General features: G+C 43.4%; 13 protein-coding genes. 8 read left to right on the top strand and 5 right to left on the bottom strand.

Annotated elements, in window-relative coordinates:
* Positions 1-166: 166 nt before the first annotated feature.
* From HC752_RS14065 to HC752_RS14055, 3 genes are all read right to left on the bottom strand, one after another.
* Entirely contained in the window at positions 167-1,609 is a 1,443-nt protein-coding gene (locus HC752_RS14065; RefSeq protein ID WP_190335805.1) for a catalase, read from the bottom strand.
* A gap of 302 nt (positions 1,610-1,911) precedes the next feature.
* Positions 1,912-4,119, bottom strand: a complete 2,208-nt coding sequence (locus HC752_RS14060; protein WP_190335804.1) for a M4 family metallopeptidase — start codon at positions 4,117-4,119, stop codon at positions 1,912-1,914.
* Between the two features lie 287 nt (positions 4,120-4,406).
* Positions 4,407-6,311, bottom strand: a complete 1,905-nt coding sequence (locus HC752_RS14055; RefSeq protein WP_190335803.1) for a M20/M25/M40 family metallo-hydrolase — start codon at positions 6,309-6,311, stop codon at positions 4,407-4,409.
* Positions 6,312-8,011: 1,700 nt separating this feature from the next.
* Between HC752_RS14055 and HC752_RS14050 the strand changes: the two genes are divergently transcribed.
* The 7 genes from HC752_RS14050 to HC752_RS14020 all read left to right on the top strand — a co-directional run bounded on the left by HC752_RS14050 (position 8,012) and on the right by HC752_RS14020 (position 14,154).
* Entirely contained in the window at positions 8,012-8,416 is a 405-nt protein-coding gene (locus HC752_RS14050; protein WP_190335802.1) for a DUF1801 domain-containing protein, read from the top strand.
* 7 nt (positions 8,417-8,423) lie between these two features.
* A complete protein-coding gene (locus HC752_RS14045) occupies positions 8,424-8,864 on the top strand; it encodes a hypothetical protein (RefSeq protein ID WP_190335801.1) in 441 nt (146 codons plus the stop codon).
* Between the two features lie 145 nt (positions 8,865-9,009).
* Positions 9,010-9,405: a DUF3224 domain-containing protein gene (locus HC752_RS14040; protein ID WP_190335800.1), complete on the top strand. Its 396-nt coding sequence runs from the start codon at positions 9,010-9,012 to the stop codon at positions 9,403-9,405.
* Between the two features lie 215 nt (positions 9,406-9,620).
* Positions 9,621-10,643, top strand: a complete 1,023-nt coding sequence (locus tag HC752_RS14035; RefSeq protein ID WP_190335799.1) for a GGDEF domain-containing protein — start codon at positions 9,621-9,623, stop codon at positions 10,641-10,643.
* Positions 10,644-10,956: 313 nt separating this feature from the next.
* Positions 10,957-12,009 (top strand): 3-deoxy-7-phosphoheptulonate synthase AroG, encoded by a 1,053-nt coding sequence (aroG, locus tag HC752_RS14030; protein ID WP_190335798.1) that lies wholly within the window; start codon positions 10,957-10,959, stop codon positions 12,007-12,009.
* A gap of 425 nt (positions 12,010-12,434) precedes the next feature.
* Positions 12,435-13,373 (top strand): sugar kinase, encoded by a 939-nt coding sequence (locus tag HC752_RS14025; protein WP_190335797.1) that lies wholly within the window; start codon positions 12,435-12,437, stop codon positions 13,371-13,373.
* A 151-nt stretch (positions 13,374-13,524) separates the two neighbouring features.
* Complete coding sequence (locus tag HC752_RS14020; RefSeq protein ID WP_190335796.1) at positions 13,525-14,154, top strand: bifunctional 4-hydroxy-2-oxoglutarate aldolase/2-dehydro-3-deoxy-phosphogluconate aldolase; 630 nt, start codon at positions 13,525-13,527, stop codon at positions 14,152-14,154.
* Between the two features lie 141 nt (positions 14,155-14,295).
* Here HC752_RS14020 and HC752_RS14015 read toward each other — a convergent pair whose 3' ends face one another.
* Positions 14,296-14,754 carry a MarR family winged helix-turn-helix transcriptional regulator gene (locus HC752_RS14015; RefSeq protein WP_342029480.1) on the bottom strand — a complete coding sequence of 153 codons (459 nt, stop codon included), beginning with the start codon at positions 14,752-14,754 and terminating at the stop codon, positions 14,296-14,298.
* A 546-nt stretch (positions 14,755-15,300) separates the two neighbouring features.
* Here HC752_RS14015 and HC752_RS14010 point away from each other — a divergent pair.
* Positions 15,301-15,609, top strand: coding sequence for an isoamylase early set domain-containing protein (locus tag HC752_RS14010; RefSeq protein ID WP_190335795.1), 309 nt, complete (start codon positions 15,301-15,303; stop codon positions 15,607-15,609).
* Between the two features lie 37 nt (positions 15,610-15,646).
* Here HC752_RS14010 and HC752_RS14005 read toward each other — a convergent pair whose 3' ends face one another.
* A complete protein-coding gene (locus HC752_RS14005) occupies positions 15,647-17,467 on the bottom strand; it encodes a putative bifunctional diguanylate cyclase/phosphodiesterase (protein WP_190335794.1) in 1,821 nt (606 codons plus the stop codon).
* Between the last annotated feature and the right edge of the window lie 112 nt (positions 17,468-17,579).

Genomic DNA, 17,579 nt, shown 5'->3' with positions numbered 1-17,579 from the left:
ATCAAAAAAACAGCCTGACTTGGTCAGGCTGTTTGCGTTTTAGTGGCTTATTTGGGATGGCTATTCACCGATACGGCTCAGTAAAAAATAAAGAAATCCGTGGTGTTAAATAGATCCATGACATCTTGTTCGTTCATGGTTTTCTCCTTTCTGATTTCCGACTTCATTATGATTCGTTTGCCTTTTTAATGGCTTTTTCTAACCCTTCTCCGTACGCCTTGTCTGCCTGATACGCATGGTCAATATGGCGTTGTTGTATGAATTCGGGGACGCCTTTGATGGAGCGAGCAGTATTGTCAAACAGACGTTGGCGCTCCTGATCATCCATTAGGCGGAATAGATCGCCCGCTTGGCTGAAGTAATCTTCGTCAACACGGTGGTCGTAATGATCCGCGTGACCAGAAATACGCAAGGGTGGCTCGGAATAATCGGGTTGCTCTTCCCACTCTTGTTGTGAATTGGGTTGATACCCAATGGTTGAACCGTAGTTGCCATCGACTCGCATTGCGCCATCACGATGGTAGCTGTGTACTGGGCACCTTGGCGCATTCACAGGAATTTGATGGTGGTTGACCCCTAAGCGGTAACGTTGTGCGTCACCGTAAGAGAACAAACGCCCCTGAAGCATTTTGTCTGGGGAAAAACCGATGCCCGGAACAATAGAGGCTGGGTTAAATGCCGATTGTTCCACTTCTGCGTGGAAGTTTTCGGGGTTGCGGTTGAGTTCCAGCTCGCCGACTTCGATCAACGGGTAATCTTTCTGAGACCACACGCGAGTCAGATCAAATGGGTTGAAGTTTACTTCATCGGCTTCGAGTTCCGGCATGATCTGAACGTACATGGTCCATTTGGGGGCGTTGCCGTTTTCGATATTGTCATAAAGGTCGCGGTGGTGGCTTTCTCTGTCTTGTCCACACAAAATGGTGGCTTCTTCATCGGTCAGATTTTTAATGCCTTGGTGTGTTTTAAAATGGAATTTCACCCAGTAACGCTCACTGTTCGCATTGATGAAACTGAAGGTATGACTCCCAAAACCATGCATGTGACGATAACTGGCAGGGATGCCTCGGTCGCTCATGACAATAGTGATCTGATGAAACGCTTCGGGCAAAGACGTCCAAAAATCCCAATTATTTACCGCACTTCGCATATTGGTTCTTGGATCGCGTTTAACAGCGTGATTCAAATCGGGAAACTTTAAAGGGTCGCGTAAAAAGAACACTGGGGTGTTGTTGCCAACCAAATCCCAGTTGCCTTCTTCGGTATAAAATTTGAGGGCGAAACCGCGAATATCACGCTCTGCATCCGCGGCACCTCGTTCACCCGCAACCGTCGTAAATCGTGCAAACAAGTCGGTCTTTTTTCCGACTTCGGAAAAGATTTTTGCCCTGGTGTATTGAGTAATGTCATGAGTTACCGTGAATGTGCCATAAGCACCGGATCCTTTGGCGTGCATACGCCTTTCAGGGATCACTTCTCGGTCAAAATGCGCCAGTTTCTCCAAAAACCAAACATCTTGCAGCAGTTGCGGCCCTCTCGGACCCGCGGTCATCACATTCTGGTTATGTGCAACAGGGCAACCTGCTGCCGTTGTTAGCTTCTTACTCATATTCTATTCCTTCCAATTGTTGGGGGGATCCACTCGTTCACACGGGCAACCCAGAAGCAAAGCAAAATGGGCATCGTTACGTTCACGCTTTTGCGTTTTTATAACCCGATAGGCTGCTTTGGTTATTTAGGCATAGATTAAGAATAGCAAGATATTTTTGTTAGGTTAATTCGATTGTATTTATATTATTGATAGGTATTTTTGATTTATTGTGTGGGCAGAGTGAAATGGAACGTAACATAAAAAGAGGGGCTCTATAGCCCCTCATGATTTCTTTTTCGGATTATTGTGGATACATCAACTTACTCTGCGGTGAGCGTTAACGTGACACCAGAGCTGCTGTAGTAACCGTAGATATCAATGTACCAAGTGCCTGATCCAGGGTTAGTGATCGTACAAGATTCATTATTGCCATCTTCCCAAGGGCGGCAGTCGTATTGGTAGAGAGTTGAAGGCGAACCTTTTCTGATATACAAATCGACGTCACCGTACCCACCAGACGTTGTAACCGTCATGGTTGAGTAGCCTGTACCTAGCTCTTGAGTAAAGCGTTGCCATTGACCACTGCCTACAGAGATGTTGCTCAGCGTGTCATAGATAGGCGTTGGGCCACTCGGTGGCGGTGGGGTTACACTGCCATCATAGCTCGCGGTGAGGCTCACTCCACTGATCTGATTCCATGCCTCAACCATGACATGATAAGTACCCGTTTGGATGTTGCTGATCGTACAGGTTTCATTACTGGAGCTGGTGGTGCTCTTACAGTCGTAAGTGCTAAGTGACGGTTTGGAACCGAATTTCACATAAAGATCCGCATCACCAGAGCCGCCTGTCGTTACGAAACGCAAGTTTGTTGCACCAGAAGGGACTTGGAATGTGTAGAATTTTTGATCTTTCGCTGCGCCTGAAATACCAGTAACGGGTACGCCATTTTGCAGTTCGTTGCCACCAGTGGGTGGTGGTGGTGTCGGGGTTGTTGTTGGACAACTGCCCACACCAACGGCACACCAAGCCGTTTCTACGGCGTTTTTCTCTGTAGCACCATACAGGTCTTGTGCAGCCTGAGCCGTTGCCGTTCTAGCGCCTGAGAAGTTGGTGTTTTGGTTCATGTAGGTGACCAATGCACGGTAGAAGATTTTCTCTGCTTTTAGCATGCCAATGCTTGGCACTTGTGCATTGGATTTGCCACGAGGGTGTGTGCCGCCGTCGACAAGCAATACGTACGCTAAGTTTGCAATACCGGAGTTGCCATGCACACCGCCATAGTCATTGTCTCTGCTCGGGTTGCTGGAGAATGGTATACGTTCTGGGTACCAGTCTTTAGAGTAGTTATCTTTCGTCGGGTTATTCATGTAACGGAAAGCTTTACCCTGTTGGTTGTACAATCCATCACCGAGCAACCAACTGGACGTTGTTGTGCCATTTTTGAATGCTTCAGCCGATAGTCCAAGAATATCTGACCACGCTTCATTCAAGGCACCAGATGCATTTTGATAGACAAGACGTGCGGAGAAATTGGTCACACCGTGCGTAAATTCGTGGCCAATGATGTCGAAATCGGATGTGAAATCGTAGTCGACCCCACCACCTGCTTGACCATAAAGCATTTGCGTACCCGTCCAGTACGCGTTTTGCTCACCAAGATCGACACTGGATACCAATGTCATTCCGCTATTATTAAGGCTGTCACGACCATGTCGTTGTTGGTAATAGTCGTATACTGTTGATGCACCATCATGAGCACGTTGTGCCGCAGCGTTACCGCCACACGTTTGGTTGTTCGTACACAGCAGTTGCCCAGGTGCCGAGTTTTGAGAGCCGCCGTTTAGGGTGTGCGTCTTCCAGCTCTTTGCTGAGTGCACCTGTGCGTGGCGAGCGAGGATTTCATTGGTTGACGCATCAACATAAACAATGTCGCGTCCAAACGGTCCAGCTCCCGCAAAGTACACCACTTCCATTCGCCAAGAAAGTTTCGTTTCATCTTGATCAGGCAAGTAGATGTAGGCCAGCTCAGGCTTTGTTTGAACTGAGCCAATGCTTTCTCCAACAGAGCGCGCTTGTTTACCGTTATCATGACTTTGTATTGTTGCAAGTACCGATGAAGCGGGCGTCGATGATACAGCCAGTGCTCCTGTTATCGCATAAACTGACGAATTATTCGGCAAGTTGTCGGTGCTGTCGCTTACTTCTGTGTGTAAAGCAATACTGTTGCCATAGACTTTGATTCCATTTATTTTTTGATCAAAAAATGTGTGTTTTCTTCCTAGTTCATCGACCCATTGGCGTGCGACTTCAAATTCTTCATTCCCCGTCGATTTATAAGATGGATTATTGACTAAGATTTTCTTTAGCGCTTGAATTTCCGCGCCAACCTTTGCATTACCTAAGTTCCCTGTCACAAATGAAGGTCGACCTGTCTGTGTCTCTGTTTTTATTTCTGTCTGTGCGACAGTAGAGGTTGGTAATGCCATACCAACCAATAAGGGGATAATTCCAATTTTATACTTCATGATTATTTTCCTGTATTTAAAAGGATCGATGGATTTGTCCATCACTCCATCCACCATGAATATTCATGGCTTGTTTTTTACGTGCTCTTTTCATTTTTAAGAGACGTTATTTAATTAAAACCAACGGTCTTAATATCTATTTCGGTATTAAATGGATGTGTTTATTCATGCCGTTTCATTAACTGAAACAGCAAAGAAAATAGTTTATGCAACGACAAGCTTATTAAGTTTGGTTGTGTTTAATTTGCCCTTCTCTTTTTAGAAAAGGGCAGTAAAGAACCACTATTTTATGGTGTAGCTTTTATATTGAGCGTGAGCCCTGATGTTGTTGAATATCCGTATAAGTCGATATACCAAACGCCAGATTGAGGTGACGTGAATGGGCAGGTCTCATTGTTCCCATTCAGGTAAGGTCGGCAGTCGTGCTGATCAAATGTAGATTGTGCACCTCGGCGAACATACAAGTCTGCATCACCAAATCCGCCTGAAATTGTCACGGTTAGGTTTGAATACCCTTCATCAAGTGTTTGGGTGTAGCGTTGCCATTGTCCACGTGACACAGAGATGTTAGAGATGGTTTCATTAATCGGTTCCGTACCCGTTGGGGGCGGGGGTGGGTTGCCACCACCGGTATAGCTTGCTGTGAGCGTGACACCAGATATGGCTGACCATGCTTCGACCATCACGTGGTAAGTCCCAGTTTGTGCACTTGAGATCTGACATTGTTCGATATTCGAGCTGTTGGTGCTTTTGCAGTCATAACTGTAAAGTGAAGGCTTAGAGCCAAATTTTACGTACAGATCGGCGTCGCCAGTTCCCCCTGAAGTGGTGAATTTCAGGTTGGTTGCGCCGGCTGGAACATTAAATGTGTAGAATTGTTGTGCTTTCGCTCCCCCAGATATGTTGGTTTTTGGCACGCCATTTTGCAGTTCATTGTCATCAGTAGGCGGCGGTGGCGGTGTGCCTCCAATCGTACCTTTGGCAAGCTCAGAAATGAACGCGACTGAGAGCTTGGCAAACTTGATGGCATGGCTAGAATCGAATTGGGTGTCATTAGCCGTATGGATAAGCGGGTTCAAATCATGGAAACTCGCTTCGGCTGGCATAGAAGCGGGGAAGCCTTCATTGTACCAAGACGCGTGATCGGAACACGCGTAGCCACATTGAGAATCGCCGTGTGTCATATTCGGTAGGTATTTAGCGATCAAATCTCGAATAAACTGGTTTTGCGCTGAATTGGTGAAGTCTGTGATAAGTACGATGTCGCGATTAAATGTGCCTTTATTGCCTGTCATATCAAACTGGGCGACACCCACCACGTTCTTGCCGGAGTTTTTGTAAGATTGTGCTATCGCTTTTGAGCCGCGCAGCCCGACTTCTTCTGCCGCATAACCAATGATTTTTACGGTGCGCTTTGGTTTAAACCCGCTTTTCACAATCGCATTAAGTGTTTCAGTAAGAACAGAAATGCCAGACGCATTATCGTCAGCGCCTGGAGCCGATTCGTTGCCCGGGTTGCTAGAGTTAATGGAGTCCAAGTGCCCACCAATAACGACGATTTCATCTGCTAGAGTCGTGCCGTTGATCGTTGCAATAACGGAAGGCTGTTTCCAGCTGTGATTAAAGAATTCAACATTGATGTCACTGCGCGATTGCGCCAGTTGAGCCCAGTGATTCCTTATCCAATTTGCCGCATTGTATCCAGATTGGGAGGTGTAATAGCGATCATAATAATTGGATAGCGTATTGACCGTATTGGTTAGGTTCTGTTGTGAGGTTTCTGACATCATCGCATTGGTAACGGATTCGTTATCGATGGTGTAGTTAACGGCCGCAAAATTGGCAAAGCTCTGATTGGCACTTGCTGCCTGTTTAGCGTATGCCTGAGCTTCTTCAAATGAATCATGATAAAAGAATCCACCACAGCGTTTGAATTCATGGTGCATTAACTTACTCAAGTTATTTATATCATCGGCATTAATCTCCGATACAGTAATGCCATCGGTTCCTTGAACAATTTGAGGTGATAAAGCCAACCCTTTGTGTTCTTGCGTGGTTGTAAAGTGCTGAATTGCATCGCTACCAATCGTTATCCAAGCTTTTTTTTCTTCATTTGGATTAATATTATTTTGGCTAGCGATTGAATCAGTTGCGCTAATTGCTGTGACGAGTAAAAGATACTTAACTTTCATTTCTTATTCCTGAAATTATTAAAGTTAAAGCAAATAAAAAAGCCTATACCCACAAAAAATTCATTCCTCATATAACGAGATATTATATTTATGGTTGATGTGTTTATAGCTACTATTTAGCTTATTTAGTTTCTGCTGAAATATGATTTTTCCTCAAGCATCAAAGAAAACAGAAATAGAGCCAAACTCTATTTCACTTTGGAAGGTTTGAATTAATCAAATACACAGTCGTATTAGTGACTGGGCATCGAGATTGTCATCAAAGGTGAAAGAAAAAACAAATGCCAGAAAAAATCAGAAAACATTATTGTGTTGACACATGTTACTTAATATGTGCATTGATTTTCTTTTACAGTATGGGTGCAAGTGAAAGTGCTTTATGCATGGGGGATACGGTAAAAAGCGTAAAAGAAATTGACCACGTTCGATCCAACCATTTCGGTCAGAAATGAGGTGAACAGAGGATGAATATGGGAAAAAAATCTGAGAAGAAATGAGATCAATGTTGCTTTGGACGGACGTATAATTTTTAACTTTTGATTTATAAGGGTTTATAGTTGAATTAATTTTCTCTGCGAATTAATTCAGTTACCGTATGGTTGTGCCTATAAATAGCATAAGAAGTTGAAAACATTACACTTTATTTTTTTAGTGAATTAATTGTTTGAGCTGATTTGTAAAGTTTTAATTTCATCAATTTCACTTACATAATGTGATATTAATTCAGTAAATATTATTCTCAATGTCAAATTTATGTCATGCCACTAATGAGAATGAAAATACATGTTTCATTGTTAAACGTTTGCTTTCTTGTAAACAGCGAAAACGCTATTGTTATGTTATATAGTAACACAAAGATAAGTTCAAATATTTCACTCACGGTTTCCCTCTTTTTATTGGACGTTGTTGCCTAATTTAAAAAAAAGAAAGATGAGTGCCACAATAAAAATGTTCACGCAACATGACGAATTTCAGGCATGCCAAGCTCTGTAAACTGATTTAATGCTTTGAGCATGGTGTTGAGAAAAACCATTTCACCCTCCGCGCGGTAGTATTCTCTAACTCGTTGAATTGACGGGCTCTATCACGCTTGTTTTGTTTGTTTTTCACTCACCTTATGGTTGTTTTTCGACCACTCTCTGATTATTTCTTCATCAACCCAGAAAGTCATGAGCGCGGTTAATGAGGATCTGAATTCACGGCTTCGAGTGAGTAGTTTGATAACCCAATATTTGAACACCGTACTAATGCTTCCTTATACTGGTTGGTTTGGCGTCATTCAGCGCTTTTTCTGTCCATTTAAGCGTGAAATAGCGTAAGTGAATCAGGAGCAGTGAAATCATCAACATCGATTCACCTGTGAGCCTTCATGGCAATACCCTCAGCCAAGAAAGACAAAAGGGCCTATGAACCATCTGTAGGATCGGTCAATTGACCGCACGCTTAACGGATTTGTGCTCGCGACAAAGAGTGGCGATGAGAGAAATGAAAAAGAGGAGTTGTTTGTAGAGTTTTTATGATGCAGTTTGCTACGTTGATTGCATCATTAATTTGAGCGTGTGTAAGAGCATCAGATAAGTTCTGCTTTAGGTTGGATTAAGGTCATGTTTGTCAGGATCAATTAGGTTGTGTTTGGTGATTGACTCTGTTTACAGGGTCGCACGAAGAAGAAGCGAAGAAAGGCTGAGCAGGAGAAAGTCATGAATAACGATGTGAGTGACGTTTTTCAACAATACCCTGAAACCATTCGGCAACGCCTAATGCAGGTAAGAGCGTTGTTGTATGACGTAGCAAAAGAGCAAACATTGGGAGAGGTAGAAGAAACGCTTAAGTGGGGAGAACCCAGTTATCTATCACGAAATGGCAGTACAGTGAGGCTGGGCTGGAAACAAAGCGCCCCAGATCTTTACTGCGTTTACTTTCATTGCCAAACCCGATTAGTGGAAACCTTTAGAGCGCTTTATGGCGATGACTTGGCTTTTCAGGGCAATCGCGCCATCGCATTTCACATAGATAAACCACTCGCAGAAAGCGAACTGAAGCATTGCCTCTACCTTGCACTGAATTACCATAAACTCAAAAACCAACCTTTGTTAGGAGCCTGACTGCCCCATGAATCCTCTTTTCATTACGGCAGCTTGTATGAGCTTCTGTGCGGCCTTTATTCACGGTTGCATCGTGCTCGGTGGGCCTGAATGGTATCGATTTTTTGGTGCGGGAGAAGGCATGGCGCAAATGGCCGAACAAGGGCGCTGGTATCCTCATCTTATAACGGCCGGCATCGCAGCCGTGTTATCGGTTTGGGGAATGTATGCGCTGTCGGCTGCGGGGCTTATTATCCCTTTGCCCTTTACCAAATGGATCTTGGTCGGCATTTCAAGCATCTATTTAGCCCGAGGTATCTTTGGCATTGTTGCCGTCAATATGGTTAATCACCCGTATTTTATTGAGCTACGAGGGCAGCAAACCTTTATGTGGGTGAGTTCGCTTATTTGTACTGTGGTTGGCATCACGCACGCCATTGGTCTTTATCAAGCGTGGTCAAAACTTTAATGGAGCCAGATAGAAAAACGGTGAGTTGTCCTATTTGTAAGAATTGGATTCTTTTTTTAACTATTTCTTATAGATGCACTCGCCAGTGAAAAGAGGCAAGGATAAATTGGACTTAAAAAAATACCCCAATGACAAGGAGTGTCATATGAAATCTTTTTCGGGTGAATTCCATATTACGGCATGGGATGAAAGCACCTACGTACAACGTGAAGGCGGATTCAAGCAGTCACTTGCCACGGTCACCCAAAACTATCGGGGCGGCATTGAAGGTGCTGGCGAAATTCAGTATCTCATGTGCCATCAAACCGCTGATCATGCTGTGTTTGTTGGTTACGAAATTATAACCGGAACCATTGATGGTAAAGCCGGTTGTATTGTGGTCCAGCACAATGGGAAGTTTGAAAAAGGTGTCGCCAGTAGCCAAATGGTGGTCGTGCGTGACTCTGGTACGGGCGAACTAAAAGGGGTAGAAGGCAACGGGCATTTTCATGCAGAAAAGTCTGGCAAAGCCTTGTATCAATTTACTTTAAAGTTCAATTGAATCCATCATTCATACATTCTGCTATTGTTATTTATTACCCTTGTCTTCTTTCCTTATCGCGCATTTTGCGCTGCTTGGAGACACGTTTTTGACTTTTTTTTCTTGAGTTTATTGTCAAAATGGTTTGATGTTAGCTATTGGACGATCAATGAATTGCGCCTAGAATGATCTATACGTGTTCCGCCAATGAAGGTGCTCTACAGCAGTGATAACGCATGAGTAAAGAAGACATCCAAAAAGCATCGGAAAACTTAAAAAAAGCCGTTCCTCTGATGATCAAAAACCAGGTTCCGACTACACCGACTAACTATGCCTTGTGGTATACGTATGTTGATAATTCCTTGCCGGAGCTCAACAAAGAGCTGGATAAAGTGGTGTCTGATTGTGGGCTTTGCCCGCCAGCAGCAAGCGAAGCTCTGTACAGAAACTATGTCGCTAGCAAGCAAGAAACCGACGTGCAGCAGTTGCGTACTAGCCTAGAAAAGTTGATCACAGAAGTGTCTCATTCCATGAATGACACGTTGGCAAACACCAGTACCTTCCAAAAGCAAATAGACAGAAGTTTTGACAACCTTTCAAGAGTGGAAGATGAAGGTTTGTCGTTCGAAGAGGTCATGGGGCTGGTGCGAAATTTGATCACGGAATCAAAAGATATTCGCTCTACCACGCAGTTTTTGAATAGTCAGCTTAACATCGCCAGTAAAGAGATTGGTGAGCTAAAGTCTCAGCTTGCCGAATTCCAAAGAGATGCGCTTTATGATGGTTTGACCAATTTATTGAATCGTAGAGCATTTGATAAAGATCTTTCTACCTTTTGTCGAAGCAACAGTGTGTTCAGCTTGATCATTCTCGACATCGATCATTTCAAATCTTTTAATGATCAGTATGGTCATATTTTTGGCGACGCAGTGATTCGCTCTATTGCCAAGCGATTAACAGGGGTGTGCCGAGATGGCATTACAGCATACCGTTATGGCGGTGAAGAGTTTGCCTTGATCGTCCCAGATAAGAATCTGAGGCTGGCAATACGCTTTGCCGAATCGGTACGGTCGAGCTTTGAGAAAATCAGCGTGAAAGACAAGCGCAGCGGTCAGCAGGTCGACAGTATTACGTCTTCATTTGGTGTGGCTGAATTCCAAGAAGGTGAATCGCCAGATGGTTTGATAGAACGTGCGGATACTCTGCTGTACGAAGCGAAGCGACTTGGGCGAAACCGAGTCATGCCTATCCCTAAATAACCTTCGCCTCGGATAACAGAATACCTTTCTCATTTTTATCGCAATGCATGGTAAAGAAAGATGGCTTCTTCAAAACACTCGCCTACGTGCGAGTGTTTTTTTATGGTTAAGTCATCACAGCCTGCGATGACATCACCACAATTCATATTATGTCGTAGAGCGAAAAGGAAAAGTGATAAAAAATCCAGCTTGAGAGAAATTAATCGTTGAAGTTCGTATTTTTAGCAGATAAGTTAACATTACTAAGGATTTTGTAACAAAGTGTACTGTGCCGTTCTACAGTATCAATAAGACAAAGACAGGAAGATGTAGTATGTACCAAACCGACGATGTTCGAATTAATAAAGTCAAAGAGCTGTTGCCTCCTGTAGCAGTATTAGAGAAGTATCCGACCACAGAAGTTGCATCTTCAACCACTTTTGAAGCGCGTGCGGCGATTCACAACATTTTAGAAGATAAAGACGACCGACTTTTAGTCATCATCGGACCCTGCTCGATCCACGATACCGAAGCGGCATTGGAATACGGAAAACGGCTAAAAACATTGCGTGATGAACTCAAAGGCAACCTCGAAATTGTCATGCGAGTGTATTTCGAAAAACCACGTACTACGGTTGGGTGGAAAGGTTTAATTAATGACCCATACCTTAACGACACATTCAAATTGAATGATGGATTGCGTATTGGACGTAAGCTTTTGTTAGACCTTACGGACATGGGGATGCCTACTGCGAGTGAGTTCCTTGATATGATCACTCCTCAATACGTGGCGGATTTAATCAGTTGGGGGGCGATCGGTGCTCGTACAACGGAATCTCAGGTTCACCGCGAGCTCTCTTCTGGTCTTTCTTGCCCTGTTGGGTTTAAAAATGGCACGGACGGCAATATTAAAATTGCTACAGATGCTATCCGCAGTGCAAGTGCATCGCACCACTTCTTGTCAGTAACAAAATACGGTCATTCTGCGATTGTCGAAACCGCAGGTAACCCAGATTGTCATATCATCCTACGAGGTGGTAAAGAGCCAAATTACAGTGCTGAGCACGTTGCGAAAATAAAAGAGGAGTTAGCCGCGTCAGGTTTACCACAAAAAGTGATGATTGACTTCAGCCATGCTAACAGTTCAAAACAATATCAACGCCAAATGAATGTGGCGGATGATGTTTGTGCACAGGTTGCAGGCGGTGAAAATGCCGTATTTGGTGTGATGATTGAGTCGCATTTGGTTGAAGGTCGTCAAGATTTGGTTGATGGTAAAGCCACAACATACGGGCAATCCATTACGGATGCATGTATTGGTTGGGACGACACAGAAAAAGTGCTTCGCCAACTTTCTGATGCAGTAGAAGCACGTCGTAAGGTCTAGTGCGAGCGTAAAAGCGTGATTAAACATCCGACGAACATTAAGAGCCAGCATTATGCTGGCTTTTTTCTGCGCGTTTACTGAGATTATCTTGTGCTAAAACGTGTTAATCCCGTTTCTTTCAGATCATGAGTGGGAACGCTTCAGTACTGTCAGTAAGGTAATCATCAATTTTAGTACGTTATACATTGAAGTCGTTTGTTTCTCTGACAAGATCGTAAAATCTAATGAGAAGTAAATTGAATATCCCCATAGCCACTCTGGTTTATGGCAAGAATAGTGAATGGTGCTTGGGATCAAATTTTAAGACATTTTCGGTACCAAAAACGAAACACAGATCTTTGAAATAGCGATTGCGTATTCTTTTGGATTTTATTTATCTGTAAAATGAAATGATGGTTTAAAAATAATACATAGACTGTTCTGGAATGGAAGTAAAACGAATTTCAATCATAGGTGAATGCATGATTGAGCTGAATGGCGAACCATTTGGTGCAATGTGGCAAACCTATGGGGGCGATACGCTTAATGCCGCGGTTTATTTGTGTCGTCATCGAGAAAAGTACCCAAATACCGTTGATGTCACCTACCTTACTGCGTTAGGTTCCGATGCGTTAAGTGATGGGCTAAAGAAGCGCTGGCAAGAAGAAGGGATTAACACCGATTGGGTGTTAGAAGATTCGAACCGAGTCCCTGGCGCTTATCTTATTCAGCTGGACAGTGAAGGTGAGCGAACTTTCCTGTATTGGCGTAATGAGTCTGCAGCAAGGTATCTCCTTCAGCACCCCGATTTTTCGGGTTTGAAAGCCGCATCTATGGGGACAGATGTCACGTTTTTAAGTGGGATCAGCCTCGCCATTTTGCCGGATGAGGATAAACCCACCTTGTATCAATGGTTACAAGAACTTCGTCAATCGGGGACAGAAGTGGCGTTTGACAGTAACTATCGCCCAGCACTTTGGAAAGATACAGAAAGCGTAAAGCAAGCTTACCTTAGCGTATATGAAGCCACGGATATTGCATTGGTAACTTTCGATGACGAGCAATTGCTTTGGGGAGACACTACCCCTGAGGAGACGTTCCAGCGGTTGAAAGCGCTAGGTGTTCGTATTGCCGTGGTGCGATTAGGCGAGAAAGGCTGCGTAGCACAGAATTTTTCTACCATGCAGCCCGCTGTAGAAGTTCCGACATGCCCCGTTGAGAAGGTGGTCGATACCACATCCGCAGGGGATTCATTTAATGGTGCCTTCTTTGCTGCGTACTTAAATGGTGAGAGTTTAGCCGAATGCTGTAAGCAAGGTAACGCTCTTGCAGGCAAAGTGATTCAGCACAAAGGGGCAATAGTGCCCAAGAGTGCGACACAATAGCGAGTATCTAGAACGAAAGGCTATCTAGAGAGAAAGACTATCTAGAGAGAAAGGCTATCTAGAGAGAAAGACTATACCCAAATTTTTAAACCCAATGAACGGCAATATTGCCATTAGGGAAGATAACCCCAAGAAGAATTAAGGAGACACCGTGAGCACCATTAGTGAACAGTTAAAAGCGTTAAAAGTGGTACCTGTCATTGCGATTGATAAGGCTGAAGACATTATCGAACTCGGTAAAGTGTTGGTAGAAAATGGCTTACCTGTGGCTGAAATCACATTTCGTTCAGACGCCGCTGTAGAAGCAATTCGTTTGTTGAAAGAAACGCAACCAGACATGCTGATTGGAGCGGGAACGGTGTTGAATGCAGAGCAGGTCAAAGCCGCAAAAGCCGCTGGTGCCTCTTTTATTGTTTCGCCGGGTTTTAACCCAAATACAGTAAAAGCGTGCCAAGAAGAAGGCATTGAAATCGTACCTGGTGTCAACAATCCAAGTGCGATTGAAGCGGCATTGGAATTGGGCTTGAAAACGCTGAAATTTTTCCCAGCAGAAGCATCAGGGGGTATTGATATGGTGAAATCCCTTCTTGCGCCCTATACCGACATTGAATTGATGCCAACAGGTGGGATCAATACGAAGAACGTAAACGACTATCTGGCGATCCCTCGTGTTATTGCGTGTGGTGGCACTTGGATGGTAGACAAAAAATTGATTGAAGCAGGTAAATGGGAAGAGCTAGCGAAGCTAACTCGTGAAGCGGTTGAGCTCGTTAATAAATAACACACCCTTGCCACGTGCTTTATTCGTTCGATCTTGAACTCTGAAGCGAGAAATAAGAAATGCCAGTACATTACTGGCATTTGACATGTTTTGATGCGCGCTTTTCCACGTTATTTGGTGGGTATCGATCATAGGATCTTACTAGTCAATCATACTCGGGTTGTAGCGTGTGATCATGCCTTTCATTGCGTCGTGAATGATTTGCTGATGCTCTTCACTCACATGCGCCACCGCTTCTTGCAGTTCATGATTGATGATTTTTGAAAGTTCGTCGTGAACCTTTTTTCCCTTAAGCGTCAGAAAGATCTTCTTGGCATTTTTATGCGTTGGATCTGGGGTTGAGGCAATGTATTCATTTTTTTCTGCGTGGCGGATTAAGCTGGTCATTGTGCCTTTACTCCGCTGCAGTCTTTCGGCTAACACGCTTGGTCGAAGACCATCTTCATGATCCAACTCCATTAATACAAGGAGTTGCTCAACATTGATTTCTTTGTAGAGTTTTTGAATTTCCAGTTGAATTCGGTTTTGCATTTGTCGCGTTGCAATCCAACTCATTCCAGCAGTCGTTTCGTAAGGTTTAGGGTTTCTATTGTCTGCCACTTTGTCGGCCCTCGACTTATTTATAAGATTTATCGCGACATCTTAAGCATATCAAGGTTCGAAGTAAAAGGTATTTACTCAGTAAACTATTTTTTTGCGATCGAAAAACGTTTGGTTTTAGAAAAATTCCATCAGATTTCAAAACAATTAGGATCAATTTAATGTAATTGATTGAATATATTCATGTCAGTCAATGACATGAAAATGATTTGAGATAAAAACGTTTTTCTAACGGCATTGGTTTTACGTAAGATCTGCAGCGAATTGAGAGGCGAATGTTGTACCCAATTTCAAATTGGTCCCACTTCAAGTGACAGGCTATCAATGCAATGTCATTGATGAAATGTGTTTGAAATGTCGTTCCTCTGTTTCCGTTTTTCGCCTCGGCATTTACGCTCAAATTTGATGGCTTATTGAGCGAGTTCTTATTCGAATGACGCCATTCCACAGAATGCCATCACATCGACAAAAAAGGCATGTTACCTTGCGTTATGAAACTGGTTGAGTTATTAAAATGAGAAAACACGAAATAGTAGGGAGTGGGTAGTGATTAACAAAAAATTTTTTAAGACGAAGAATGAGGTGGAAGTCACCTTTGAGCTGGACGAGAAAGAAGCCAGTTCCGTGGCGATAGTCGCGGATTTTCTTGACTGGAAAGCGGCACCGATGACGCGCAATAAAAAAGATAAAATTTTTAAATTCAAAACGCGTTTACCAAAAGACCAAGAATTTGAGTTTCGGTATCTCGTGAATGAATCTAACTGGGTTAACGATGCGAATGCAGACCAATATGTCCCTAACGCATTTGGTCAGGATAATTGCTTGGTGTCCACAAGAGAACGAGCCGTGGAGTGATTCTCTTTTAATACGTTGATTAACGCCCCGAATGGGTTCACCTTCGGGGTCTTAAGTATTTAATCTTCTGTATCAACTGCGGCGGAGAGAGCGGGCAGGAAAAAAGATACCCTTGAATCGATGAACATCCCATTTCTACCAATTTATTCAATTCTGATTCGGTTTCCACACCCTCAGCAATGATATTGACTTGTAATTGTTTTGCTAGCTCAATAATCAACTTGACGATGCGCTCAGATTTCAAGTTGGTGAGCATATTTTGTACAAATGTTTTGTCTATCTTGATGCAGTCAATGTCGTATCGATGAATGTAGTTCAAGCTAGAGTAGCCCGTACCAAAATCATCCAAAGCAATTTTAAAGCCTTGCTCGTGTAACCCTCTCATTGCCAGCCGAATATCACCAGATTGAGTCATGAGTACCGTTTCTGTTAGCTCAATGGTGAACTCATGGGCACTGAATTGATAGCGTTGTAAGCTTCTAGAGAGCTGAGAGAGATATTGCTTGGGTTGAGCGAGTTCTTTGGCAGAACAGTTAACGCTAAGTTCAATGGAATACCCCAACGCATTTTCCAGAAAGACTTTTGCTTCACAAGCGAGCTCGAAGACTCTTTCACCCAATTTACTGATCATGCCTGTGTGCTCTGCGGCTTCGATAAACTCATCGGGGGCAATGACGCCTAGCTTAGGATCGTTCCAGCGAGCCAGCACTTCAAACTTACGCCACGGTTCTCCGTTTAACAATACGATAGGTTGTAAGGCCACGCTTAATGCACTATTTCCAACCGTTGAAGTGAGATCGTGTTTCAATGCTTCGACCACTTGGGAGCGTCGAAGGTGCATGGCACTTAGGCGGCTATCGTAAAATTGAAGATTGCACAGTGGGTCTTGTTTACACAGTTTTAAGGCGAGATTGGCTTTAAGCAGCAAGTCGTCACCATTTTCAGCATCTTCAAAGCTAACGATGCCAATGCTAATCGAGAAGTTAAGTGCAAACGCTTCGTAAGTGAATCCAATATTGAGCAAATCGATCAGTGCTTTGGTAAATATTTCCACCTGTTCACTGCTGCATATCGCGGCGAATTCATCCCCATCGATACGATAAAGGGTATCGACTGGGTTAAAGCAGCGTTGAATAGATTGGGTTGTATGCAACAAAACGCGATCAGCGACGTGAGTACCGTATAGGTCGTTGATTTCTTTAAATCCATCAATATCAATCAAAGCAAGGCTAGCTGTGTTGCCTTCACTTATCATCAAATGTTCCAAATGATGCGACAAAGAAAAACGATTGTAGAGCTTAGTGAGGTTGTCTCGTTTGGTTTGCTCGCTTAGCTGATTCAGTAATGTATCTGCTTTTTCGACCAGCCATTTGGCACGCAATTGGTGAATAATTATTTTAGAGAACAATTTATGGTAATGAATGATGGGTTGCGAGTCGCCGATTGGGAGTTTAAACGTGGATATGAGAATGCCCAGTGTTTTCCCTTCTTGATTTTTTAAAGGGTAACCCAAATAAGATTCGAGTTTGAAATCGACCAAAAAAGGATCGTTAGGGTAGTGCCTGTACGCTCGTTCAGGATAGAAACAAAACTCTGTGTCAGCTTCAGCGGCTTGTTCACAGGGCGTATTTTTAATGTCGTATTCCAAATCGCCCACGAGATTGCCTTCTTGAACATAGACCAACGTTGCAGCAACGCGATTGAGCTCGTTCAACTCAACAATACAGGTACAAAACGAATGCAGCTTTTCATGGAGTAACATGCATGTTTTCTCCAAAAGCTCATTTCCATCCAGTAAGAGTATGGTATTGATGTCACTCATACTGATGGTTGTATCATTGAAGTTATTTCTTTCCATGATTTATTAAAACCCAGCATTGACGCGACTACTTATTCATCTTGCGTGAACATGCAAACCGCACGTTATTTTATAAAATGTGAATATAAAATTCTTATAGAACAGAAGTATA

The sequence above is a fragment of the Vibrio sp. S9_S30 genome (genome assembly GCF_014694455.1).
GTDB lineage: Bacteria > Pseudomonadota > Gammaproteobacteria > Enterobacterales > Vibrionaceae > Vibrio.
This window is presented reverse-complemented; position numbering and strand designations above follow the sequence as displayed.